General features: G+C 52.7%; 16 protein-coding genes and 9 pseudogenes. 7 read left to right on the forward strand and 18 right to left on the reverse strand.

Annotated features, from left to right (window positions below):
- Window positions 1–146: 146 nt before the first annotated feature.
- The 3 genes and pseudogenes from ftsX to ftsY form a co-directional block, all read right to left on the reverse strand.
- Window positions 147–1,130 (reverse strand): permease-like cell division protein FtsX, encoded by a 984-nt coding sequence (ftsX, locus tag ABDK09_22955; protein ID XAW89461.1) that lies wholly within the window; start codon window positions 1,128–1,130, stop codon window positions 147–149.
- Complete coding sequence (gene ftsE / locus ABDK09_22960) at window positions 1,120–1,794, reverse strand: cell division ATP-binding protein FtsE (GenBank protein XAW89462.1); 675 nt, start codon at window positions 1,792–1,794, stop codon at window positions 1,120–1,122. The genes ftsX and ftsE overlap by 11 nt, the downstream gene beginning before the upstream one ends.
- Before the next feature lie 64 nt (window positions 1,795–1,858).
- Window positions 1,859–3,083: pseudogene (gene ftsY / locus ABDK09_22965) on the reverse strand (signal recognition particle-docking protein FtsY).
- 266 nt (window positions 3,084–3,349) lie between these two features.
- Here ftsY and rsmD point away from each other — a divergent pair.
- On the forward strand, window positions 3,350–3,949 hold the full coding sequence (gene rsmD, locus ABDK09_22970; GenBank protein XAW89463.1) for a 16S rRNA (guanine(966)-N(2))-methyltransferase RsmD: 600 nt from the start codon (window positions 3,350–3,352) through the stop codon (window positions 3,947–3,949).
- Window positions 3,946–4,212: a DUF1145 domain-containing protein gene (locus ABDK09_22975; GenBank protein ID XAW89464.1), complete on the forward strand. Its 267-nt coding sequence runs from the start codon at window positions 3,946–3,948 to the stop codon at window positions 4,210–4,212. Before rsmD ends, ABDK09_22975 begins: the two co-directional genes overlap by 4 nt.
- 30 nt (window positions 4,213–4,242) lie before the next feature.
- Here ABDK09_22975 and ABDK09_22980 read toward each other — a convergent pair.
- The 5 genes and pseudogenes from ABDK09_22980 to ABDK09_23000 form a co-directional block, all read right to left on the reverse strand.
- Window positions 4,243–4,831, reverse strand: a pseudogene (locus ABDK09_22980) (YhgN family NAAT transporter).
- A gap of 92 nt (window positions 4,832–4,923) precedes the next feature.
- Window positions 4,924–5,160: a YecH family metal-binding protein gene (locus ABDK09_22985; protein XAW89465.1), complete on the reverse strand. Its 237-nt coding sequence runs from the start codon at window positions 5,158–5,160 to the stop codon at window positions 4,924–4,926.
- Between the two features lie 68 nt (window positions 5,161–5,228).
- On the reverse strand, window positions 5,229–5,837 hold the full coding sequence (locus tag ABDK09_22990) for a lysoplasmalogenase (protein ID XAW89466.1): 609 nt from the start codon (window positions 5,835–5,837) through the stop codon (window positions 5,229–5,231).
- 947 nt (window positions 5,838–6,784) lie between these two features.
- Window positions 6,785–7,153: a DUF4145 domain-containing protein gene (locus tag ABDK09_22995; protein XAW89467.1), complete on the reverse strand. Its 369-nt coding sequence runs from the start codon at window positions 7,151–7,153 to the stop codon at window positions 6,785–6,787.
- A 158-nt stretch (window positions 7,154–7,311) separates the two neighbouring features.
- Window positions 7,312–8,326: pseudogene (locus ABDK09_23000) on the reverse strand (acyltransferase family protein).
- A gap of 225 nt (window positions 8,327–8,551) precedes the next feature.
- On the opposite strand from ABDK09_23000, the gene ABDK09_23005 reads away from it, so the two are divergent.
- Window positions 8,552–9,022 carry a Dps family protein gene (locus ABDK09_23005; protein ID XAW89468.1) on the forward strand — a complete coding sequence of 157 codons (471 nt, stop codon included), beginning with the start codon at window positions 8,552–8,554 and terminating at the stop codon, window positions 9,020–9,022.
- 217 nt (window positions 9,023–9,239) lie between these two features.
- Here ABDK09_23005 and ABDK09_23010 read toward each other — a convergent pair.
- The 3 genes and pseudogenes from ABDK09_23010 to ABDK09_23020 form a co-directional block, all read right to left on the reverse strand.
- A pseudogene (locus tag ABDK09_23010) lies at window positions 9,240–9,735 on the reverse strand (phosphatase).
- Window positions 9,736–9,857: 122 nt separating this feature from the next.
- Window positions 9,858–10,193 carry a metalloregulator ArsR/SmtB family transcription factor gene (locus ABDK09_23015; GenBank protein XAW89469.1) on the reverse strand — a complete coding sequence of 112 codons (336 nt, stop codon included), beginning with the start codon at window positions 10,191–10,193 and terminating at the stop codon, window positions 9,858–9,860.
- Between the two features lie 92 nt (window positions 10,194–10,285).
- Window positions 10,286–11,512: pseudogene (locus ABDK09_23020) on the reverse strand (HDOD domain-containing protein).
- A gap of 140 nt (window positions 11,513–11,652) precedes the next feature.
- Between ABDK09_23020 and ABDK09_23025 the strand changes: the two are divergent.
- Together ABDK09_23025 and ABDK09_23030 are read left to right on the forward strand one after the other, a co-directional pair.
- Window positions 11,653–12,639: an alpha/beta fold hydrolase gene (locus tag ABDK09_23025; GenBank protein XAW89470.1), complete on the forward strand. Its 987-nt coding sequence runs from the start codon at window positions 11,653–11,655 to the stop codon at window positions 12,637–12,639.
- Between the two features lie 138 nt (window positions 12,640–12,777).
- Window positions 12,778–13,606, forward strand: a pseudogene (locus ABDK09_23030) (Cof-type HAD-IIB family hydrolase).
- Window positions 13,607–13,709: 103 nt separating this feature from the next.
- Here ABDK09_23030 and ABDK09_23035 read toward each other — a convergent pair.
- The gene (locus tag ABDK09_23035) at window positions 13,710–14,180 is read right to left on the reverse strand and encodes an EVE domain-containing protein (GenBank protein ID XAW89471.1); all 471 of its coding nucleotides are present in this window, start codon (window positions 14,178–14,180) and stop codon (window positions 13,710–13,712) included.
- A gap of 41 nt (window positions 14,181–14,221) precedes the next feature.
- On the opposite strand from ABDK09_23035, the pseudogene ABDK09_23040 reads away from it, so the two are divergent.
- Both ABDK09_23040 and ABDK09_23045 read left to right on the forward strand, forming a co-directional pair.
- A pseudogene (locus ABDK09_23040) lies at window positions 14,222–15,752 on the forward strand (hypothetical protein).
- The gene (locus tag ABDK09_23045; protein ID XAW89472.1) at window positions 15,749–16,354 is read left to right on the forward strand and encodes a DTW domain-containing protein; all 606 of its coding nucleotides are present in this window, start codon (window positions 15,749–15,751) and stop codon (window positions 16,352–16,354) included. Before ABDK09_23040 ends, ABDK09_23045 begins: the two are co-directional and overlap by 4 nt.
- Window positions 16,355–16,434: 80 nt before the next feature.
- Here ABDK09_23045 and ABDK09_23050 read toward each other — a convergent pair.
- From ABDK09_23050 to dapF, 6 genes and pseudogenes are all read right to left on the reverse strand, one after another.
- Window positions 16,435–18,922, reverse strand: a pseudogene (locus ABDK09_23050) (EAL domain-containing protein).
- Window positions 18,923–19,030: 108 nt separating this feature from the next.
- The gene (yigB, locus tag ABDK09_23055; protein ID XAW89473.1) at window positions 19,031–19,750 is read right to left on the reverse strand and encodes a 5-amino-6-(5-phospho-D-ribitylamino)uracil phosphatase YigB; all 720 of its coding nucleotides are present in this window, start codon (window positions 19,748–19,750) and stop codon (window positions 19,031–19,033) included.
- A 3-nt stretch (window positions 19,751–19,753) separates the two neighbouring features.
- A complete protein-coding gene (locus ABDK09_23060) occupies window positions 19,754–20,194 on the reverse strand; it encodes a tyrosine-type recombinase/integrase (GenBank protein ID XAW89474.1) in 441 nt (146 codons plus the stop codon).
- Window positions 20,088–20,684: pseudogene (locus ABDK09_23065) on the reverse strand (site-specific integrase). Before ABDK09_23065 ends, ABDK09_23060 begins: the two are co-directional and overlap by 107 nt.
- On the reverse strand, window positions 20,656–21,360 hold the full coding sequence (locus ABDK09_23070) for a DUF484 family protein (protein XAW89475.1): 705 nt from the start codon (window positions 21,358–21,360) through the stop codon (window positions 20,656–20,658). The pseudogene ABDK09_23065 and the gene ABDK09_23070 overlap by 29 nt, the downstream one beginning before the upstream one ends.
- 12 nt (window positions 21,361–21,372) lie before the next feature.
- Entirely contained in the window at window positions 21,373–22,203 is an 831-nt protein-coding gene (gene dapF, locus ABDK09_23075; GenBank protein XAW89476.1) for a diaminopimelate epimerase, read from the reverse strand.
- Window position 22,204 lies beyond the last annotated feature (1 nt).

The following is a 22,204-nucleotide window of genomic DNA, read 5'->3' on the forward strand; positions in this document are numbered from 1 at the left end:
TCTGGAATACAGTTTAACCCGTCAATATTGAACTCAAAATGAACAAGGATCAAGGGTCGATTGGTCATTATGCACAAACTGCCGAGAGTGACAAGTGACTCCCCCAGGGTGACAAAACAACTTTGCAGTAATATGACCGCCGGCAATTAAACTGGTTCAATTTCGCGTAAATGACGACGCGCTGACACCCGTGCAGCCACACAACCAAGTAGTGTCCCCAGCATCAGCAGCAGCAAAGATTCATCCCAGCTCAGGCCGATCAGACGAAAACGACTGTCATACAGACGGGCTAACTCTTCCACCGCACCATTGAGTAAAATGGTGATCAGTGCCGTCATCAGCCAGGCGGTCATCGCTCCGAGAAAACCAAACCACATCCCGGAATACAAATAAGGGCGCAGAATATAGCTGTCGGTCGCGCCGATCAGCTTCATGGTCTGGATTTCGTCTTTATTGGCCTGGACATTGAAGCGCAGCGTGTTGCCGACGATGAGAAATACCGAAGCCAGCATCAGCAGCGACAAGAAAACCACAACGATAGTGGTCAGGTTACGAATCGCATCCAGACGGGTCAGCCAGTCTTCATCCAGACGAACATCGGTCACGTCTTCTTCACCATGCAGTGAACGGGCGATCGCCGTAATGCGCGCTTTGTCTTCTACCGCCGGGGTAATCACCAGCACACCGGGTAACGCATATTCATCCAGCAGACTGATCGCCTGATCAAATCCGGCATACTGGCTGAGCTCATCCAGCCCTTGCTGCGAAGAGATATAATCCACCTTGGCCACATCAGTACGACTTTCCACCTGGTCTTTAAGCACCATGATGCGCGCTTCCGGCGTGCCCTCACGCAAATAGATACTGATTTGTGACGGGCTGGCAACGTTATCTGCCACCGAGGCGATGTTCTTGCTGAGTAAATAGAGGCTGGCCGGCAGGGCCAATGCCATTGAAATCACTGCCAGGGTGAGCAGATTACCAAGCGGACGCTGCCATAACGCCGAAAACGAGGCTTTGGCCTGCTTGCGATGCACAGTAAAAAAGCTATCGGTTTTGGCGCGTTTCTTATCCCGTCCCGCCGCAGGCTTGCGCGCATTGGCAGTGTTACCCTTTGGCTTAATGGCCATAATCTTCTACCTCGCTCAAAAAGCCCTGATTAAGCTCCAGATGACGATACTGAGGCCGGGAATTGACCAGATTGATATCGTGCGTCGCCAGCAGAATCGTCACTCCGGCGCGGTTGAACTCTTCAAACAAACGCAGGATACGGTTGGATAACTCAGGATCCAGGTTACCGGTCGGCTCATCAGCCAGCAGTAAGGTCGGACGGTTAACTACCGCACGGGCAATCCCCACCCGCTGCTGTTCACCACCGGAGAGCTGAGTCGGCAGGCTGCGAGCTTTATCAAGCAGGCCGGTTTTATCCAGCGCCGCATTAACCCGGCGTTTAATCTCACTTTCCGCGATCGATTCTATCCGCATCGGCAGCGCCACGTTTTCATACACGCTGCGATCCATCAGCAAACGATGCTCCTGGAACACAATACCGATATTGCGGCGCAGGAAAGGAATGTCTTTGCTGGGGATACGGGTAATATCGTGCCCGTTGAAACTGATTTTGCCGTCATTCGGCCGCTCTATCGCACAAATCAGCTTGAGCAGCGTGCTTTTCCCCGCCCCGGAATGTCCACCGAGAAAGGCCATTTCGCCCCGACGCAAATGAAAATCGACTTTCTGCAGGGCCTGACGTCCGCCACGGTAGGCTTTACTTACTTGTTGAAACTTAATCACGCATCCTTCCCCTGTGAATACAAGAGCGCAGCGCCAGTAACACGGGCGCTGCGCTCTATTCGGTTTACTCTTCGCGGCTGAACAGCGCGTCAATAAATTCCTGGCTGGCAAACGGACGTAAATCGTCGATACCTTCGCCCACACCAATGTAGCGGATCGGGATCTGGAACTGATCCGCAAGCGCAAAGATCACGCCGCCTTTCGCTGTGCCATCCAGTTTGGTCAGAGTAATACCGGTCAATGGTGCCACGTCACTGAACAGTTTGGCCTGACTGATCGCGTTTCTGGCCGGTACCGGCATCCAGCGTCAGCATGATTTCATGCGGTGCCGAATCATCAATCTTCTTCATTACGCGAACAATCTTACGCAGCTCTTCCATCAGATTGGCTTTGTTCTGCAGACGACCGGCCGTATCAGCAATCACCACATCGACACCACGCGCTTTCGCCGCTTCAATCGCATCGTAGATAACCGAAGCACTGTCGGCACCGGTATGCTGGGCAATCACCGGTACATTGTTACGCTGGCCCCAGACCTGCAGCTGCTCAACCGCAGCAGCGCGGAAAGTATCACCGGCAGCCAGCATGACTTTCTTCCCTTCGGACTGAAACTGTTTGGCCAGCTTACCAATAGTGGTGGTTTTACCAACGCCATTCACGCCGACCATCAGGATCACGTACGGCGTTTTTGAACTGTCGACTTGCAGCGGCTGCTCAACCTGAGACAGGATTTCACCCATCTCTTCTTTCAGCAGTCCGTATAGGGCTTCACCATCACGCAGTTGCTGACGGGTCGATTTCTCGGTCAGGCTCTGAATGATCTTTAAGGTGGTGTCCATGCCAACATCGGCCACCAGCAGCTGCTCTTCCAGCTCTTCAAACAGATCGTCGTCAATCTTCTTGCCTTTAAACAGACCGAAGAAACCTGCACCGATGTTGGCTTTAGTACGGCTCAGGCTGCGTTTAAGACGGGCAAAAAAGCTTTCGGTCGGCTTTTCCTGTTCAACCACAGCCGGTTGTACAATCTCAGGTTCAGATTCAATATCTTGCTCAGCCGGCAGCTCAGGCGTCTCTTCTGCTTCTGCTTCTGCTTCTGCTTCTGCTTCTGCTTCTGCTTCTGCTTCTGCTAGCGTAGCCTGTGGCTCTTGCTGCGGTTCTTCAACATCCGGCTGGGATGGCTCAACATCGGATTGCTGCTCAAGTTCGTTTTCGGTTGCTGGTTTCTGCTCTGGTTCTTCATCACCAAAGCCAAGCCATGACAGTAAGCCACGCTTCTTCTTTTCCGTCATCTGGGGTTATCCTGGATTTATTTAACACATCATACCTAAGTCATCTCACGCACCGCCTGTGCGCCAGGCCAGGCAAGGTCACTTGGGTATATTGAGCTGAGACTATTAATTTGCTCTTTTCGGCAAAGAAAAGTGACAAAGCAGTGAAAACTTTTGCGCTTGCTTGCTACACTTTGCCCTGATTCTGAGAGCCAATGCTCTGTGATGCCAGTAAAAAACGCATACAGACTGGCTATAGTAACACTTAATTCGCGGTCAAAAAATCTATGCCAAGACGTCGTCAGCAAAACCCATCACAAAAACAGGCCCCAAGTGGTCAAGTGCGAATCATCAGCGGCCTGTGGCGCGGGAGAAAACTCCCGGTCCATGACGCCGAAGGCCTGCGTCCGACCACAGACAGGGTCAAAGAAACCCTGTTTAACTGGCTGGCTCAGGACATCCCTCATGCCAAATGTCTCGACCTGTTTGCCGGTTCCGGCGGACTGGGATTTGAATCTGCCTCACGTCAGGCCGACAAAGTCACCATGCTGGAGATGAACAGCCAGGCATTTGCCCAGCTCAAAACCAATATAGCCAGCCTGAAAGCGTCCAACATTGAAGCGATTCACACCGACTCACTGGCTTTTCTGCGCCAAAGCGGCCAGGCCTATGATGTGGTGTTTATCGATCCGCCTTTCCGTCAAGGTTTGTTACAAGAAAGCGTAGCGTTACTAGAGCAAAATGGATGGCTTGCCGACAACGCGATGATTTATATTGAGTGTGAAAAAGAGTTAGCGATTGCGGATCTGCCACCCAATTGGGAACTGTACCGGGAAAAAACCGCCGGCCAGGTCTGTTACCGCCTGTTTGAAAGGACGAGTGTATGAAAATCTTACTGACGCTGGCCAAAATGGCCATCGGCTTTGTCTGGCTGATTCTGCTGATCAACATCGTGATGCCGTTTCCCGGCAAAGCAGCGATTGCGCTGTACATCATGGCGGCTTTCCTGCTGATGATGCACGGCCTGCAGGCTCTGATCTTTATCGGAGCCTTCGGCGACAAGATCAATATGAGCCGCGGAGAAAAATGGTCAATCCTGGTGTTTGGCATCTTCGCCCTGCTCGATATTCGCCGCAAACACATGATGTAAAAAAACCGCCGTCAGGCGGTTTTTTTATGCTTACATTTCCATGTAGCTTTTGATGCCGTTGAGGAACATCTGAGTCGACACCATCACCAGCAGTAACCCCATCAGGCGCTCCACCGCTTTGAGACCGCGCTCGCCCAGCACCCGGTGGAAGAATCCGTAGAACATCAGAACCAGAAACGTACCCGACCAGGCAATCAGCACCGCGGCAGACAACTCCATCAGCTGATGCGGATACTGGGTCGACAGCAGCAGCAGCGCCGCAATCACCGACGGACCCGCAATCATAGGGATTGCCATAGGAACAATGAACGGTTTCTTCCCCGGCGGCCAGGCCGGTAATACTGCCTGCGCTGGGAAAAATCATTTTTATCGCAATGATAAACAGAATCACCCCGCCGGAAATACTCAGCGTTTCCGGTTCGACATGCAGAAAAGTGAGGATGGATTTGCCGGCAAACAGGAACAGCATCAGAATTACCAACGCAAACAGCAATTCACGAATCAATACAATGCGGCGGCGTTTGGGTTCGAGGTGTTTAAGAATAGACAAAACAACGGGTAAATTGCCCAGCGGATCCATGATCAAAAACAGCATGGTTGCAGCCGATAGAATCTCCATAACACCTCAATCAATCGAAAATTTTGCGCAGTATATCAGCGCCGCTTATCGATTTCGATGCATATCGGGGTCAATATAACCCCGAACCAGGATTAATGCTGACAAATACGCGCCGGATTGAAATGCCACACTCCATCGGTCACCAACACTTTTTGCTGCTGCTGAAAAAAGAACAGTAAGCTGTCGAGATCAAAACCACTGCGTTTACAGGTTCGAAACTGAGCCTGGGCGCCGAATTCGCGTAACGCCGCGGCACGCAATTCCTGTTCGGTCATTGGCTGCTGTTTGATTAACTCCAGAACTTTATGGGCGTGAATATCTGTACTCATGGTGTCTCTCATTGTCATCAGTAAAGCCTTAACTTAACTCGCCCGGCGAGAGATTACTTTGATTTGGCTCAGGGCAACAGCAGCACAGAGACGACAATCAGCGCCTGGGACAGCAGGCAGGTCAACGAAACCAGAGGCTGGCCGCCTGGCAACATCCTGCGATAGGTATTCATGGCCAGTAGCACGGCAGAAGCGGCCATTGTCAGACTGGCTAACACGCCGACCAGGGAGGCTAAAGTATGGGTAATCAGCCAGATTTGTCCGCCCGCCCAGATCAACTGCAGTAACGTCAGCCCCATCAGACTGACCGGTACAATTCGTCGCTCCAGTTGCGGCAGAAGCAGAAAGAACCCGACAATCGCTGCCGCGATCAGCAACGCAGGCAGCCACCACACAATTGCTGCGCTATTCTGCACCCAGAATGCTGCGCTGTAGCACAGCTGAGCGAGCAGAAAAGCAATAAAGCTGGCTCGTGGTTTGGCTGCTATCAGACGCAAACCATCGGCCGCCACAGCCGCAGCCAAACCGGTCACGACCCAGGCCAGAGGCGTATTCAACCCTGAATACTGCTCGAGAGTAATCAATAACAGCAAGGTCAGACTTAGCATTCTCAGCTGTAAAGCATGCTTTAATTTGTTGTTTTCCAATGCAGAAATACGAATAACCCCCGTTAACACCCAGCCTCCTGACGCTGCATGCCAGACCTGATTTTCATTCTGCCGCCAAGTGTAGGCATGTCAGAGTTGATGTCCAGAAGCGAACCACAAAAGTTCGATCTTGATAGCGATTCACATCACGCGGCCAGCAGGGTAACTCAACCACTAACGGGGAGCTGCCTAGTTATCGTTCAACAACAGCGAGAAAACCGAGCCAGCCACCTCCAGATGATAAAAACATTGTTTTAAACCTCGAAATAAAACCTATATCAGTAAAACACTCTCAGAAATAAAGAAAAATTCAATAAACATTTAAATAAAAAACAACAAGTTATATTAAAAATTAAGATTAAAAGCCATTACATCAAATCAGACTGATTTTTTTATCAGTTCAACAACTCGATGACGATGAATTACTGGACAAACCAGAGGTAAATGAGATTAACTCTCATCAGATAAAAAATTATTCTTATAAAATGATAATTAGCTAAAAATTGACAAGCACCATACCCCTAACCAGCAAAAACATGACAAAGACATATTAACACCCACACCAACCAAAGATTAATAAAAATAAAAACAAACACTTACAACAACAATTGCACAACTAACACCCACATCGATTAATTGATGAGCGCACCAAAACAACACATAAAACTCACCATTTATGGGCAGTATTTGCGAACAATATTGGTAATTTTAAGATGTTTATACAAATGGTATTGATCAAGCCGATAAACTAGTGTTATTCTGATTACACAAGATGAAACAACGGCGAAAGGAGCAGTGTTATGATTTCTTCATCTCAAAAACAGGGATTAGTAATGATCGCAGTAATCATTGGTTTGATGACACTGCCGATGATGTACTGATCATCTGAACAGAAACAAAAAAGGACGCGAAAGCGTCCTTTTTTCATTGTAAAAACAAGCAGTTTGATTGCAAAAAGCGATATAGCGGATAAGCATTCAGCGCAGATGCTGTGCAAGCTCCTCCCAGTGGATGTAATACACCACCAACGCGGCCAGAGTCATCAGCATCATTAGCATGAATGCCACTCGCCAGATAAAACGCCCGCTGCGCGGAGTCAGTTCTTTTTCACACTCACGACATACCGCAAGAAATGCTTTGCGATCTTGCAACTGAAACCCAGCCTCCGCACCAGCTTTGTCCTCCACAGTGGCGACATAACGTAATTTGACAATCACGTCGTGCGGTAAACGTTCTTCACAACTACTGATCAACTGATGTAACCCGTCACCATCAGCATGGTATTGCTGACGCAACAGCTCCTCAAGTTTACGAGTACGTACTACAACCTGTTCAACATCGGACATCAGTAACTCCCTTACTCCATCGATACCGGCAGGACGTGCTGCGGCTGACAATCCCGTTAAGTTATAGATAAGGCGGCCTTACCCGCACTTCCAGCTTCATCTGCATTCCTGATAATAAAATGTGACGCCAGGCGTAAAATACCGTCACATTCCACCATTCAGGGCAGTAACCAACGGGTCTTAGCACTGCGTGATAACAGCCAGCTCAGAGCTAAAGATGCGGCTCCGGCAACCACAACCCACAGCGGGATCACCCAACCCGGATGTCCCTGATGCCAGCCAAATGCCTTCATTGGCCACAAGAAACAGCGGATGGAGCAGATAGATCCCCAGGCTGTGCTGGCTGATAAAGCCCACCACGCGCTGTGCTGCGTCGGAAATCCGGTCAGCATAAGCCCGGCACAGAATAAAGATCATGCTGGCAGCGAGTATGGTATTGAGGGTTTTATACGAGAACCAGCGCCAAATCGTATAAGTCTGATAATGCAGGCTTTCAGAAATCACCGTCGACACCGTCATATACAAGGCCGCAACACCGAGCACTACAGCCCCAAGCACGACATAACGATTGATCGGCAGCTTTTTATACAGCAGGTAACCGAGTGGCAGATAGCCACTGTATAACCAGTACTGGTTACTCCATGCGCCATCGAAACCATACAGGAACAGCACTGAGGTAAACATCCAAACAGCGACCAACGCATAAATGGCCACATCATCGACTCGCTTCACCAGCCACTGCAACAGCGGAATCAGCAGATAAAGCGGGATGAAATAATAGAAGAAACCCAGATGGTAGTAGGTTTCATGCTGCGGGCTGTGCTTTAACACCTCCCAGGCCGTACTGCCATCAAAACCAGTCGCACTCCAGCCCGACAACCAGGCATAGAACAGAGACCAGATCAGAAAAGGAATCAACACTTTACCTAAACGACGCCGTACATAATAACTAAGGTCAAAAGGTCGGGCATCACTCAGCAACAAAGCGCCGGAGATCAAAATAAACACCGGAACAGCCCAGCGAGTCATACCGTTGACACTGATCGCCGTCGCCCACTGTGAAAACGGAATCTCACCCAGTTCAAAGCGATAAGGCGCCAGAACATGAATCGCGATTACCGCCGCTGCGGCCACGCAGCGTAATAAATCGAAAAAAATCACTCGTTTGGTCATACGCAATGCTCTTCATAAATTAAGCCACCACTATAAAACGAATGACCCGCCAATTGTAAGCCTGGTGTTGTTTCTCGGTTAAGTGATGAAAAAAGCGCCCGGTCAATAGCCTGTACCTATTGCAACGATGCACACAACCGGTTGTCCTTTTCGCCCCCAGCCCGGTAATCTTTTTTCATCGGTGTCACAGACATCCCATGCATTTAACCAGATGAGGTAAGCGTTATGACGACAACTCTTATTGGCCTGAATAATACCCAAAGTCAGCAACTGGCGCAGGCACTCAATCACCTGCTGGCCAACTACCAGGTGTTCTACATGAATACCCGCGGTTACCACTGGAATATCAAGGGTAAAGAGTTCTTTGAACTGCACGCTAAATTTGAAGAGATTTACAGCGATCTGCAGGTCAAGATCGATGAACTGGCAGAACGGGTACTGACACTCAGCTCACAGCCGATGCACAGCTTCAGCGACTACCTGGCCGCGAGTGATATTCGCGAACACACCAATGCGACAGATAGTGTCAGCACCATGACTGGTCTGGTCGCAGGCTTTACCAGCCTTATCAGCCAGCAACGCCATGTGTTAGCACTGGCTGCGGAAAACGAAGACGAAGGTACAGCGGCACTGATGAGTGACTATATCCGCGAACAGGAAAAACTACTCTGGATGCTTAACGCCTGGCTGCAGTGATCGCTTTCGATAACGCACCGGCACCACTCACCGCCTCAGGCGGGCGGTGATGTGACGATTAAGGCTGGCCACCCTGCTCAAGCCCAAGACACCCAAAGACGGGTAGCCAGCCGCCTGACCTAAGTTTGCGGCCCGTAAATCAGGCTTCACCTTTACATTTACCTGCACACTGGTACAGCCTGAATAGCTTTAGGATCATGGTAACCCCAAAGCCCGGTTAACGGCTTGTCGCCACCTGCTCAATGTAGGCGCGCTGCTGCGCACTTGAAAAGGCAGCGGGGCGCAGCGCCTGAATGTCACTGATACACTGTGCCAGAGGCCAACCGCAATCGAGCAAGACATGCGCCGCCAGCAGTCCGGTGCGGCCGGAGCCTCCCATACAGTGCAACGCCACTTTATGACCTCGTTTGAGTGCAGCCCGCAGCTGCGCGCTCACCGTCGGCCAATGCTCAGTAAACAGCACGCCGGGTACACTGTTATCTTCAATCGGTAAATGAATCCAGCCCAGCCCTAAACCTTGCGCAGTCTGACCCAGCGATTCGACCTGTTTCGCGGTCATTTCTTCACGGGTTATTGCACTGACGATGACGGTCACCCCATTTTGTTTAAGCTGTTTCAGACTATCTAACAAGGTGACCTGACGGGTGCCCGGACACGGCATCAGCACCAACGCCGCCTTTTCCACCGCCAGTTTCCCAGAACGGATGGGTCATACTCGCCCCTCCGCAAACGGCGCCAATACGCCATATCCCGGCTGTGCGGCCGGGGTCTTCTTCCCTGTTTGCTTCATTGTTGTTCTCCCTAACCTGACCAACGACTTATTATTCCAAACTGATTAACAGCAAGGACGCTCCGCCATATCCTGCAGCCGTTCACTGTCGCGCACATATTGCTGCTGCAGATTGTCGGCCTGCTGCAGACCGTCAATCACTGTCTGTAACCAGGCCGGAACAGCCGGTGACAAACGGTAAAACACCCATTGTCCCTGACGTTCATCGAGCAGAACCCCACTTTGCCGTAACTGAGCCAGATGGCGGGAAATTTTAGGCTGACTTTCCTGCAGCGCATAAGTCAGTTCACAGACACACAAGCGCTGCTCACGCGCGATCAGCAACAGGCAGCGCAGGCGGGTCTCATCGGCCAGCAGTTTAAAAAATTGGTGCGGTAGCATCACTCACCTCAAATACATGCGAATATCCGCATATCCTAAGTATAAAAAAACACGCGTCAATGCGCGTCACCTGCTCATCACAAAAAATTCATTTAATCGAGACGATTGAGAGCATGACTCCATTGCTGTGCTTCACTGTGAGCGGCATTCACTTCATCGAGACTGCACCCAAGCTGACGGCAGCAAGCCTCCACCCCCGGCCAGTCCGCCTGTTCAAAGCACTCCTCCAGATTGAGTAATCCGCCCAGCGGACCACTGCGTTCGGCCAACGCCAGCTTCATGCTGTCGGCCAGCGGTAAAGCGTCGAGCAGCTCAGGTAACCCGGTATCAAACAAAGCATCAAGCAGAGAAAACAGACCAATTAAAAACGCCTGCTCTTTATGCTCACACAATTACCGGCGTGCCGCCATCAACTGGCAAAACTGAGCGCGCTGCAACGCCAGATTGAACAAGGCCTGTGGCTTACTGGCTGAGATGTAAGAAGCCACCGTCAGGGAGACAAATAATTTAAGCCGCTCCTGACCCAGATAAATCAACGCCTGACGAAAAGAGTGGATCGGTGCCGCCAGGCGCAGCGATAAACCATTAACAAAGCGCAGCAATTTATAGGACAAGGCCACATCCTGGGCGATGATGCGCTCCACGCGGGCAAAATCAACGTCGCTGCGGCACACCTCATGGAACAGCTGCATCGCCAGAACCTGCTCCGGGCTGACATAGCGCTGCCTGCTCAACTGCGGCTTGCTGAAAAAGTAGCCCTGAAAAAAGCTGAAACCGGCGCGCCGGGTCTGTTCAAACTGCTCCTGGGTTTCGACCCGTTCAGCGAGAAAGCGGCGCCGCGAGCCTCCCTGCAGCCGCTGCTCGACCATCTGACAGGCTCCCGCCACCCCGAGCGCCATAATATCGAGTTTGACGATATGGATATAAGGCAGAAAACGCTCCCACTCCGGCGCATAGATAAAATCGTCCAGGGCAATGATATACCCGCGGCCGTTGAGTTCACGAATCGCGGCCAGCAACTCATCATCCGGCACACACGTCTCCAGTACCTCAACCACTATCTGCTCCTTGGGCAGAGTTAGCGGCAGCCGTCGCAGCAGACTCTTATGGGGAAAGTTAATAAAGCAGCGGCAGCGGGCACTGGACGGGCTGCTCGCGGTGGAGAGAAAATTTTCCGCGATAAGACGGTAGGTCGCCCGATCCGGGTCAATATGGGTCGGAAACGCGTTATTTTCTCCGTCACGAAACAGCAGTTCAAAGCTCAGAGTCTGGCGTTTACCATTTAAGATCGGCTGCCTGGCAACAAAAGTACTGTTCATCACGGCCTCACCACCCGGCATACGCTTTCTGCTCCGCCCCGGATTGTATAGCCATTGCATTTCCTCCCAACTCGCTTATTCTAACCGCAGTAAAACCCTGTTTCCGCCCACCAACCAGAAGATGTAACTGAGCAAGTGTTATGGCCTCAACCTATACGCAAGAGTCAAACTTTGAGCATGCAATGCACCACCCTGTCGCTGACTTATGGCAAACACGCAATGAAGGTTATTACCGCTCGTTTGATAAAAACCGGCTTTTCTGGTGTTCACTGACTGATCCCGCGCACGATAAAGTTATTGTAGTCGTAAATGGACGCATTGAGTCAGCCTGGAAGTATCAGGAGCTGTTTTATGATCTGTTTCAGCAGGGTTACGACATTTATGCCTATGATCATCGCGGTCAGGGGCTGTCGGACCGCCTGATTGAAGAACGGGAAATGGGCTTTGTCGGCGAGTTTAATGACTATGTGCAGGATTTGTCCGGATTAGTGGAAATGTGGGACCTGAGCCGTTACCGGCAGCGTTTTCTGTTGGGGCACTCCATGGGCGGCGCCGTGGTGACCCGCTATGTCCAGACGCATCCCCATCATGATTTCAGTGCCATGGCACTAAGTGCGCCGATGTTCGGGGTTAGCATGCCGTGGCAACTGCGCCCGGTCGCCATGCCGCTGACCCAGTTCATGACCGCCTTTTACCGTAAGCCGACTTATGCGCCGGGCTACAGCGCCTACTATGCAAAACCTTTTGAAATCAACCCGCTGACCCAAAGTGAAGTGCGCTATCGCTGGTTTCGCGAGCTGTACGAACAAAAACCCGAGCTCAAGCTGGGGGGGCCGAGCACGCGCTGGGTGTGGCAGGGCCTGATGGCCGCCAAACAGTGCATTCAGCTGACACGGCAGATCCGCATCCCGACCTTAGTATTGCAAGCCGAAGCAGACACCATTGTCAGCAATGCAGCGCAGGTGCGTTTTATCACCAAACTGGCGCGCACCAATCCGGCCAGCACCATTGAAGTCATCGCCGGAGCCCGGCATGAAGTGCTGTTTGAACAAGACCAGTATCGTAATCAGGCTCTCGACGCCATGCTGGCTCATTTTGCCAGTGCCGAACAGGCTGACGCCGGCTGAGTGACGCCACAGCGGACAAATAGAGGAAATTTTGTCCGCTGAGTTTTACCCTCTTTTTCCTCTTTCGCATCGCGTAAACTGGACAACCAGAAGCGTGCACCGTCTTCGACCTGTTTCCACTGTGACCAAGAGAGTTATATGACTACTGAACGTAATGTATCCCCGTTTCGCATCGTCGCTTCCGATCTGGATGGCACGCTGCTGGCGCCGAAACCACCAGCTGAGCCCGTTTTCCAAGCAGACCCTGCAGCAGCTTCATCAGCAAGGCTACACGTTCATTTTTGCCACTGGTCGTCACCACATTGATGTCGCCGGAATCCGCGAGATCGCCGGTATCCCGGCCTATATGATTACTTCCAACGGTGCCCGGGTACACGACCAGGACAACCGTGAAATGTACAGCAAAAACGTACCGGAGCACCGGGTGCAGGCGATCATTGACCTGGTGAAAGATCAGCCGGGTCTGTATATTCATCTGTACCGCAACGATGAGTGGCTGCTGAGTCGTGAGAATGAACTGCTGCGTCAGTTTCACGAAGAATCGGGCTTTGCGTCGCAACAGTTTGATGCCGATAACGCTCCAACCGACGGCATCGCCAAAATCTTCTTCACCCATGAAGAGCGCGATCATGACCTGCTGACCCGCTTCGAAACGCTCATCAATCAGCAGTTTGGTGATGAGCTCAATGTGGCCTTTTCGACGCCGTGGTGCCTGGAAGTGATGTCCGCTGGTGTCTCTAAAGGCCATGCACTGCAAGCCGTGGCTGAATCTCTGGGGCTGACGCTGGACCACTGTATCGCATTCGGCGACGGTATGAATGATGCCGAGATGCTGTCCATGGCGGGTAAAGGTCTGGTCATGGGTACGGCGCACGAAAAAGTGTTCCGCGCCCTGCCTGACAATGAAGTGATTGGCAGCCATGCCGATGATGCCGTGGCGCACTACCTGCAGCAGCACCTACTGTAACAAAGGCCGCTGAACCCAAGGCGGTATGACACGCGACCAGTTATTCCGCATCAACAGGCAGCCCGGGCTGCCTGTTGTGCTTTAACGGCGTCACTTAACGGGGCTATTCCTTTTTGCGCAAGGTCTCTTTGGTTAAAATCGCCTGCCATTCAGGCTCACTGACCGGCATCACCGATAAGCGGTTGCCACGCTTAACCAGCGCCAGTTCGCTCAGTTGCGGCAACGCCTTAAGCACTGCCAGCGGGATAAGGCGCTCTGTTTTACGCACAAACTCAATATCCACCATCACCCAGCGCGGGTTATCTGGTGAAGATTTGGGATCAAAACAGTCACTCTCCGGGTCAAATGCAAAATGATCCGGATAAGCTTCACGCACCACTCTGGCTATTCCGGCGACGCCGACATTCTTGCACGATGAATGATAAATCAGCACCAAATCACCGATTTTAACCTCATCACGCAACATATTCCGCGCCTGGTAGTTACGCACACCTTCCCAGCAGGAAACCTTTTGTGTCCGCAGAGTGTCAATAGAAAAGGTGTCTGGTTCTGTTTTGAATAGCCAGTATGCCATAATGAAACCCGTTTAATGTTCTGTCACGAGGAAGATATAACATGAAGGCGCTGAGAATCCCAGCCGCAATCCTGACCGCCGCCCTGCTGCAAGCCTGTGCCGGCACACCTTCCGGGCAACCGGCTGACAAGCCGGCACCACAGGCCAGCGTGACCCGGCCCGACTCTATTCATCCGCAGCGTTTTGTGCTGCGCGGCCAGGTCGTACTGGGCCATCAGGTGCGCTCCTTCACCCCTTGTGGCAGCCAGCAACAACTGTGGCTTGATCTGCCCGAGGAGCGGAGTCAGCAGGCCATGGCGCTCAATCAGTCACCGTATCAGATCATGTATGGTGAAATGATTGGTTACCTGGCACCTCCCAGCCAGACCGGTTACAACGGCGATTACACCGCACGCTTTGTGGTGCAGCAGATAAACCGCCTCAGTGCAGAGAACCCGGATCGCTGCGATTTGGTCACCACCCCGACCCGCGCCTTTGGCACAGAACCTTTCTGGTCGATGAGTTTCAGCAATCAGGGGCTGACCTTCCAGCCTGTCGGCGGTGAAAAACAGACCTTTGCGATTGAAGAGCGTGAGATCAGCGAACAATCTCGTCACTACCAGTTTGACGGTGGTGAGCTCAGTCTGACCCGGGGTACCTGTTCAGATAATATGAGCGATACCCTGTATGGCTGGCAGGCCGAAACTGGAGCTGAACGGCGGCGAGTACCGTGGCTGCGCCACGCTCGGCAACCAGGATGCCACATTGGGCTGGACCGGCACCTACTTTGCCAGCGCAACGCACAGTAACGGATTCAGTGTGACACTCAACCTCAATGGCGACCACAGTGCCACCACGCGCTACCACTACTCCGACGGCAGTGCCGATACGGTTGAAAGCGGCTACTGGCAGCAGTTGAACGACCAGCAGGTCCAGGTCGTGATGACCCGTCACCAGCAGCAGTATCTGTTGTCACAACGAATTTTCACCCGCGAGGGCAACCGTCTCACCGCCACCCATGAACAAGTCGGCACTCTGGTTTATCCGATCAACGATGGCGGCCTGGTGCTGTACTCCGCGGATAACGCTTCACTGCAGTCCGATAAGCACAGCACTGACCACACCACTCAGCTGGTATCCAGTGACCGCTTTGAAGAGGACGTTGATCAGGCCGTAAGACGCTACTTTGCCCTGCATGACACCGCGACCGAAGGCAGTCACTATCGCTGGCTGAAATACGACTTAAACGGTGATGCCAAGCCCGAACTGCTGGTTCAGCTCGACTGGTGCGGCTCCGGCGGTTGTACCCTGCTGGTATTCCAGCACCAACAGCAGGAATGGCGTTTTAACAGCCGTATTACCCTGATTAATACCCCGTTCCAGGTCGCCGACAGCAGTTCTCATGGCTGGCAGGATCTGTTGCTGCCGGTACGCGGTGGCGGCGCTAACGCCGCAGTGCACCGCCTGCAGTACAATGGCATCAGCTATCCGCTCAACCCGAGTTCCGCCAAGCCGGCCAGCAGCAAAGACAGCAGCAGTGTCACCCTGTTTGCTGACGGCTTGTCACCACATCAGTCCGGTGTGGCGTTGTGAGCGGTGCCTGCACCAACTGCGGCCTGCAGCATCAATGTCTCTGCGATCGCATTCCGCAGCTTCGCAGCCAGTTGCAGCTGTCGCTACTGATGCACGAGAATGAGTACCAGCGTGACACCAATACCGGACGTTGGTTGCAAGCCGCCGTTCCCGGCTGTCAGGACTTTGGCTGGAGCCGGGTTGAACCTTCGCCCGGCCTGCAGCAAAGAATCGCTGATCCGAACCTGTATTCAGTACTGGTTTATCCGGATGAACAGAGTCTGAGCCCGCAGCAGGTATTGCATCAGGCGCGCCACGCCGCACAGCAGCCACATTTTATTGTGCTGGACGGAACCTGGCAGGAAGCGAAAAAAATGGTGCGTAAAAGTCCGTGGCTGGATACTCTGCCGCGCATGCAGCTGCTGCCGCAGCACCAGTCGGCTTATCAGCTGCGCCGCAATCAAAGTGACGGACATCTGTGTACACTGGAAGTGGGATGTGAACTGCTGCAACTGCTGGATGAAGCGGACAATGCCACTCAGCTGATGCGTTTTTTCACTGAGTTTATGCAGGTGTTTCAGGCCGATAAAAGCGGCCATCGCTGGTCAGGCAGCGGACATTAATCCAGGGTTTAATCACCGGATGTTTTGCCCCAGGGCCAGCCCTCTTGCGCCCAGGTCAGCAGAAAATGCCGCTCAGGCACCTATTTCAGCCGCTCAGGCGCCCCCAGATAGAACCCCTGCAGAAAGTCAACGCCCATCTCTTCACTGATACGACACACGTCCTGGTTATGGACAAACTCGGCCACGGTTTTGGCATTCAGCACCTGGCACAGCTTAACCAGCTGCTGGGCGATACGACGCTGTTTCACATCCTGGTCGATGTTGCGGATCAGGCTGCCGTCGAGCTTAATCACCTGCGGCTCAAGCTTAACGATTTCATCAATATTGGAATAACCGGAACCGAAATCATCGACAATGATACTGGCGCCCAGGGCACGGAACTGATTGCAGACATCAATCATATGACCGTAATCGGTAATCTGTTCGGTTTCGAGCACTTCCAGCCCTACCCGCTGTGGATTGGGCAGTGATTTGATTGCCTCTTCGAGATGGATAAGGGTGCGTTCACTCATAAAGTCCTGCGGTGACAGGTTAATCGAAAACCCTTCACTGCGCTGGCGCATCAGCTCGAAAGTGCGGCTGATCATCTGCCGGCTGAGACGGTTGTAGAGGTGAGTGCCCTCGATAATCGGTAAAAAGCGCCCCGGTACAATCACTTCACCTTCATCTTCAATCCGCACCAGACACTCATAGGAAGCCAGCTGGTGACTGTGAGCATGGTAAAGTGGCTGCGCATACACCAGCACATTGTCATTCAACACTGCGCGGCTGACACAGGACAGCCAGCCCAGCCGCTCCTGGCGCACTTCATCCTGCGCCCGCAGGCGATTGGCATTACAGAAATGGCGATTGTGTTTGTGCGCATCGCGGCGAGCTTCTATCGCGCGCAGCAGCAGATCATCAGCGGTTTTGTCGGCAAAATCGCGCCGGCTGACCAGCCCACCGCACAGGGATACGGAAACATAATCCACTTCCGGCAGACCGAAAGGTTCGAAGTTGACATGCTCAAGCTGGTCAACAAACTTTGAAAAAGTCAGATGAATAAAGTCGGCATCGGCCGCACTGGCGAATATCGTGGCCCACTCGCCGACCCCGATCGCAAACAGCTCGCTGCGCCCTGGCAGATGCTGCTGCAAATAATGCTGAAAGTGACCGCTCAGATCCTGCAGCAGTTTGTCACCAACCCGGTAACCATACTTCTCGTTGATCTGATTAAAGTTGGTCAGTTTGAGCACCAGCAGATGATCGCCGTCGCTCATACGCAGCAATTTCTCACGCAAGACCACCCGGTTTCGGCAAGCCGGTACGCGGATCCATCCGGTAGCTGGCGGTCATCATGGTCGCCTGACTCTGGATTTTTTGCGATAAGTTGTGGTTAATCTCATCCAAATCGCTGAGCGAATTACGGATCAGACTGAACAGCGGCGCAACCACATCATGATGGCCGAAACTGAACGGTTCAGGCTCGGCCGCGGGCTTAGCCCCTTCCCGCAGCGCGATGTAAGTCAGACTGTGACTCATCGAACGCAGCAGTTCACCATCATGCCACAACTCACCCATGCAGTAACTGCCATGAGTGTCAGCCACCGCCTGCAGTGGTAACAACTCCTGATTATCCTCGATAAAGTCGAGCCGTGAGATACAGTTGTAAACCCAGATTTGCTGCGGCTGGAAACTGCGTAACTGCTGGGCGCCGAGATATACCTGCTCCAGCGTCATGGACGGGTGATCGAAACTAAACCGCACTTCATCCCCAACCGCAAGCGGCTTACTGAACACCAGTCCCGAGTCCTGTTCATAGAGCGGAACGTACACATCCTGCTGCTCAAGATCGCCTTTAATCAACGGAAAATTGTGCAGCATTTCCAGAGGTACTGACTGACCATCACCAAGATAGCGGTTGTAGATCTCCTGGATTGGCTGGTCGTTAAGACGATAGACGGTATTCCCCTGTGCTTCGGTGACGCGGAAATGACGCCCGATCGGGTTCCATTCGATGTAAGCCTGTGTGGTCAGCTCCAGCTGCGAACTGTGCAGCGCCACTGCCACCATACTGTCCTGATAAGTCTGCGTATCGAGTAACACCCAACGCCCGCGTTCGGTTTCACTGGCCGCACCACCAGCGACAGTGAGGCCCGGCGCCAGATGATTAAATGCGCGTACCCGCTCAGAGCGCTGCCCGAGTTCCAGGTAAGCGCCGAAACAGAGAATGGCGCGCGTATCCGCTGCAAGCGCGATGCGCTCCAGCAGTAGTTGCGTATCGCCGGAGGGATTATCGGAATAACGTGTCAGGGCGCAGCTGAGGCGGGTGGAATGGAAATCGGTGAACAGAAGCAAGGTGCCCTGGTGATGAATGTCACCCTGTTCGATCACCTGGCCACTGCTGAAGCCAATCACGGTGGCGTGAGGAAACTTCTGCTTGAGCTGCTGCGCCAGGCGCTCAACCTGGGCCGGGCTCTCGCAGGAAAACAGCTGGATAAGTAATGAACCTTGCGCCGAAAATGAAAAATCAGTCAGTATCTGATCCGGAGACTGATCTAAGGGGATAAAAAGCGAAGCGGTTAACATATCATCCAACTAACTCATCACGAGAACAAAGGTGAGCCAACAAACCCATAACAATAATCGATACTGCTAAATAAGTTAATTACCACACTTACAAAAAACAATGTTTATTCAGATAATTAACTGTTTTAGTTGAGACAAAGCATGGATTTCGACATCCGGTAACAGTTTTGTTTTCGGCGTTACACGCGGGTTGAGACCTTGATCGTTGTACCAACAGGCCTGAAAACCATTAAGACGCGCGCCCTGCACATCCGTTACCGGATGGTCACCGACGTGCAAAATCGCTCCGGCCGGTAAATCCAGACACTCTCGTGCCTGATTAAACATATCCGCATGCGGTTTAGCATATCCGTCAGGACCGGCACGCAGCACTTGTTTAAAATAGTCGCTCAAACCGATTTTTTCCGCATCCACGTTACCATTGGTGATCGCCACCAGCGGCATGCGTGCGGCAAGTTCGCTCAGCACCTGGTGAGTCTCAGCCGGTACATCAACCAGATTGCGCAGCCGCAATACCTCAACCATCGCGGCTTCAGCAGCCTGCTGCGCGGCTGGGCGCTCATAGCCCAGTTCCATCAGCGCAGTGCGGATCTGCACCAAACGCCATAATGACACATCATTTTTCAGCCAGGCATCCTGCTCAACCACTTTACGCTTCACAGCCTGCCACCAGTCGGCGCTGCGTGTTGCCGTGACCGGATGTTCACGCTCTAACCACAAAGTCACCTGCTGCTCCAGATGGCGGATAACCGGACGGTTATCATACAGCGTATCATCGAGGTCAAAAGTCATTGCCTGAATCGGCGACAGTTTGCGGTAAATCAGCATCCGTTACTCCTTGGATTTTTTGTGGGCGCGCGGGTGGGCCTGATCGTATACCTGAGCCAGATGTTGAAAGTCGAGGTGGGTATAGATCTGGGTGGTGGAAATATTTTCGTGGCCGAGCAACTCCTGCACGGCGCGCAGATTATTACTCGATTCGAGCATATGAGTGGCAAACGAGTGGCGCAGTTTATGCGGACTGATATGACTGGCAACCGATTGTTTTTGTCCCCACTCCGCCATCCTTTTTTGCACACTGCGATGGGAAATCCGCACGCCGAGTTTGGAGATAAACAGGGCCGGTTTCCGGGCCTTTGAGCAGCGCACTGCGTACTTTAAGCCACTTGCCAACCCACTCTTTTGCCTGACCGGAAAACGGCGCTTTGCGCTCTTTGTTACCTTTACCAAGCACACGGATTTCACCGCTGCGCAGGCTGATGTCACGCACATCAATCGCCACCAGCTCCGCCAGACGCAAGCCAGCGCCGTACATCAGCTCCATCATGGCCCGATCGCGGATGGACAGCGGGTCATCTTCGTCGACCTCAAGCAACTGCGCCATTTCATCCACATCAAGATTTTTCGGCAACGGACGCTGCTTACGCGGTGCCGATACGCCTTTGGCCGGATTGGCACTCAGCTCGCCACGCAGGATGAGAAAATCGAAAAAACTGCGCAAAGACGAGAGCCGCGTCGCCAGACTGTTGGCTTTCATGCCATCACGCATGCCTTTACTGGCCAGCTGGCGTACCCAGCCGGCATCGACCTGCTGCCAGTGACTGACACCAAGCTGGCACAAATGCTCAGCCATGGCACCCAGTTGCTGTTTGTAATTGCGCTGCGTGTGCAGACTGAGGCCTTTTTCACTGCGCAAATATTCGTAAAATCGTTCCAGCGGCCTGTTCAGACTATCAGGCAGTGGGGTGACTGATTCGCTCATTCTCGTTCACCTGCCAGGGTAAAATTTCGATCAGATGGGACAGCACCAGCGCCAGATGACGCAGGAACAAGGTATCCATACATGGCTGGAAATGGCCGCCATCTTCGCTGGCAAACGCCAGTACACCCTGTGCGCTGCGCTGCACCAAAGGTAACACGACATATGAGCCCATCTCGGGCGCGGAAGTGTCTTCACCAAACAGCAGCTGGCGGTCAGCCTGACGCAAGCGGCCCAGATAGGCACTTTTACCGTTGAAATGGTTGGTAGAGAAACGCTGCCACTGCTCTTTCGCTAAAGTATAGCGCGGATGAGGGTGATCCAGCAGGCGGACATAGGCTTTCAGCCCCAGCAGCTGGGCTTTGGTTTCTATTGCCCGGCATACCGCATGCAGGTGAGAACATTGCAGAATCTGCTCCTGCAGGTCCATAAATTCATGAAATGTGCGATCATTATTCGCAGCCAGCGACATCAGAGTGGTGATCTCCTCCTCCAGCTCTTCAATCCGCTGGCGCTGACGCGCCAGCTGGACGTGAACCAGAGACACTGACCCGAGCTGCTGATGCGGCAGGGCCATTTGATCAACCAGCTCAGGACGCTGCTGGAAAAAATCGGGGTGGTCTTTCAGATACTCAGCAACGACTTCAGCCGTCAGTGCATCGGCTTGCAGTTGTGACAAAACAAATCCTCGTTAGCAAGACAGCTGGCCGTCAAAAACATGCGTTGCAGGGCCGGTCATAAACAGCGGTTTACCCGGTCCTTTCCAGCTGATCACCAGAGAGCCGCCCGGTAAACTGACCGTGACGGTTTCATCCAGTAAGCCCTGAACAATACCGACCGCAACCGCGCCACAAGCGCCGCTGCCACAGGCCTGGGTTTCCCCGGCACCACGTTCATAGACACGCAGGTTGACCGCATTACGGTTTACGACCTGCATAAAGCCGGCATTAACCCGCTCAGGGAAACGCTCATGCGACTCCAGCAACGGACCCAGGGTTTCCACATTCGCGGTTTTGACATCGTCGACCACGGTCACCACGTGCGGGTTACCCATGCTGACTGCCCCACAGAACAGAGTCTGCTCACCAACGCGCATGATGTAGGTCTTTTCGGTCTGCTTGGCGCGGAACGGAATCTTATTCGGTTCGAACTCCGGCACTCCCATGTTAACGGTGATCTGATCATCGTCTTCGACATTGAGCACCATTTTGCCTTTCTTGGTGCTGACGCTGATGCTGTACTTGTTGGTCAGCCCTTTCATGCGCACGAAACGGGCAAAGCAACGCGCACCATTACCACACTGTTCGACTTCGCTGCCATCGGCATTGAAAATTCGATAGTGAAAATCCGTTTCCGGATCATAAGGTGCTTCAACCACCAACAGCTGGTCAAAACCCACCCCGGTATGACGATCCGCCAGACGGCGGATCAGGTCAGGGGAGAAGAAAACGTTCTGGGTAATGCAGTCCACGACCATAAAGTCATTACCCAAACCGTGCATTTTAGAAAAATGGAAATGCATA

This window comes from Vibrio sp. CDRSL-10 TSBA (assembly GCA_039696685.1).
In the GTDB taxonomy this organism is placed as follows: Bacteria; Pseudomonadota; Gammaproteobacteria; order Enterobacterales; family Vibrionaceae; genus Vibrio.

Coding starts and splice junctions, on each gene's coding strand:
- ftsX (XAW89461.1), bottom strand. CDS start 1,130: ATGGCCATTAAGCCAAAGGGTAACACTGCCAATGCGCGCAAGCCTGCG.
- rsmD (XAW89463.1), top strand. CDS start 3,350: ATGCCAAGACGTCGTCAGCAAAACCCATCACAAAAACAGGCCCCAAGT.
- ABDK09_22975 (XAW89464.1), top strand. CDS start 3,946: ATGAAAATCTTACTGACGCTGGCCAAAATGGCCATCGGCTTTGTCTGG.
- ABDK09_22985 (XAW89465.1), bottom strand. CDS start 5,160: ATGAGTACAGATATTCACGCCCATAAAGTTCTGGAGTTAATCAAACAG.
- ABDK09_22995 (XAW89467.1), bottom strand. CDS start 7,153: ATGTCCGATGTTGAACAGGTTGTAGTACGTACTCGTAAACTTGAGGAG.
- ABDK09_23005 (XAW89468.1), top strand. CDS start 8,552: ATGACGACAACTCTTATTGGCCTGAATAATACCCAAAGTCAGCAACTG.
- ABDK09_23015 (XAW89469.1), bottom strand. CDS start 10,193: ATGCTACCGCACCAATTTTTTAAACTGCTGGCCGATGAGACCCGCCTG.
- ABDK09_23025 (XAW89470.1), top strand. CDS start 11,653: ATGGCCTCAACCTATACGCAAGAGTCAAACTTTGAGCATGCAATGCAC.
- ABDK09_23035 (XAW89471.1), bottom strand. CDS start 14,180: ATGGCATACTGGCTATTCAAAACAGAACCAGACACCTTTTCTATTGAC.
- yigB (XAW89473.1), bottom strand. CDS start 19,750: ATGCTGATTTACCGCAAACTGTCGCCGATTCAGGCAATGACTTTTGAC.
- ABDK09_23060 (XAW89474.1), bottom strand. CDS start 20,194: ATGTGCGTGACATCAGCCTGCGCAGCGGTGAAATCCGTGTGCTTGGTA.
- dapF (XAW89476.1), bottom strand. CDS start 22,203: ATGCATTTCCATTTTTCTAAAATGCACGGTTTGGGTAATGACTTTATG.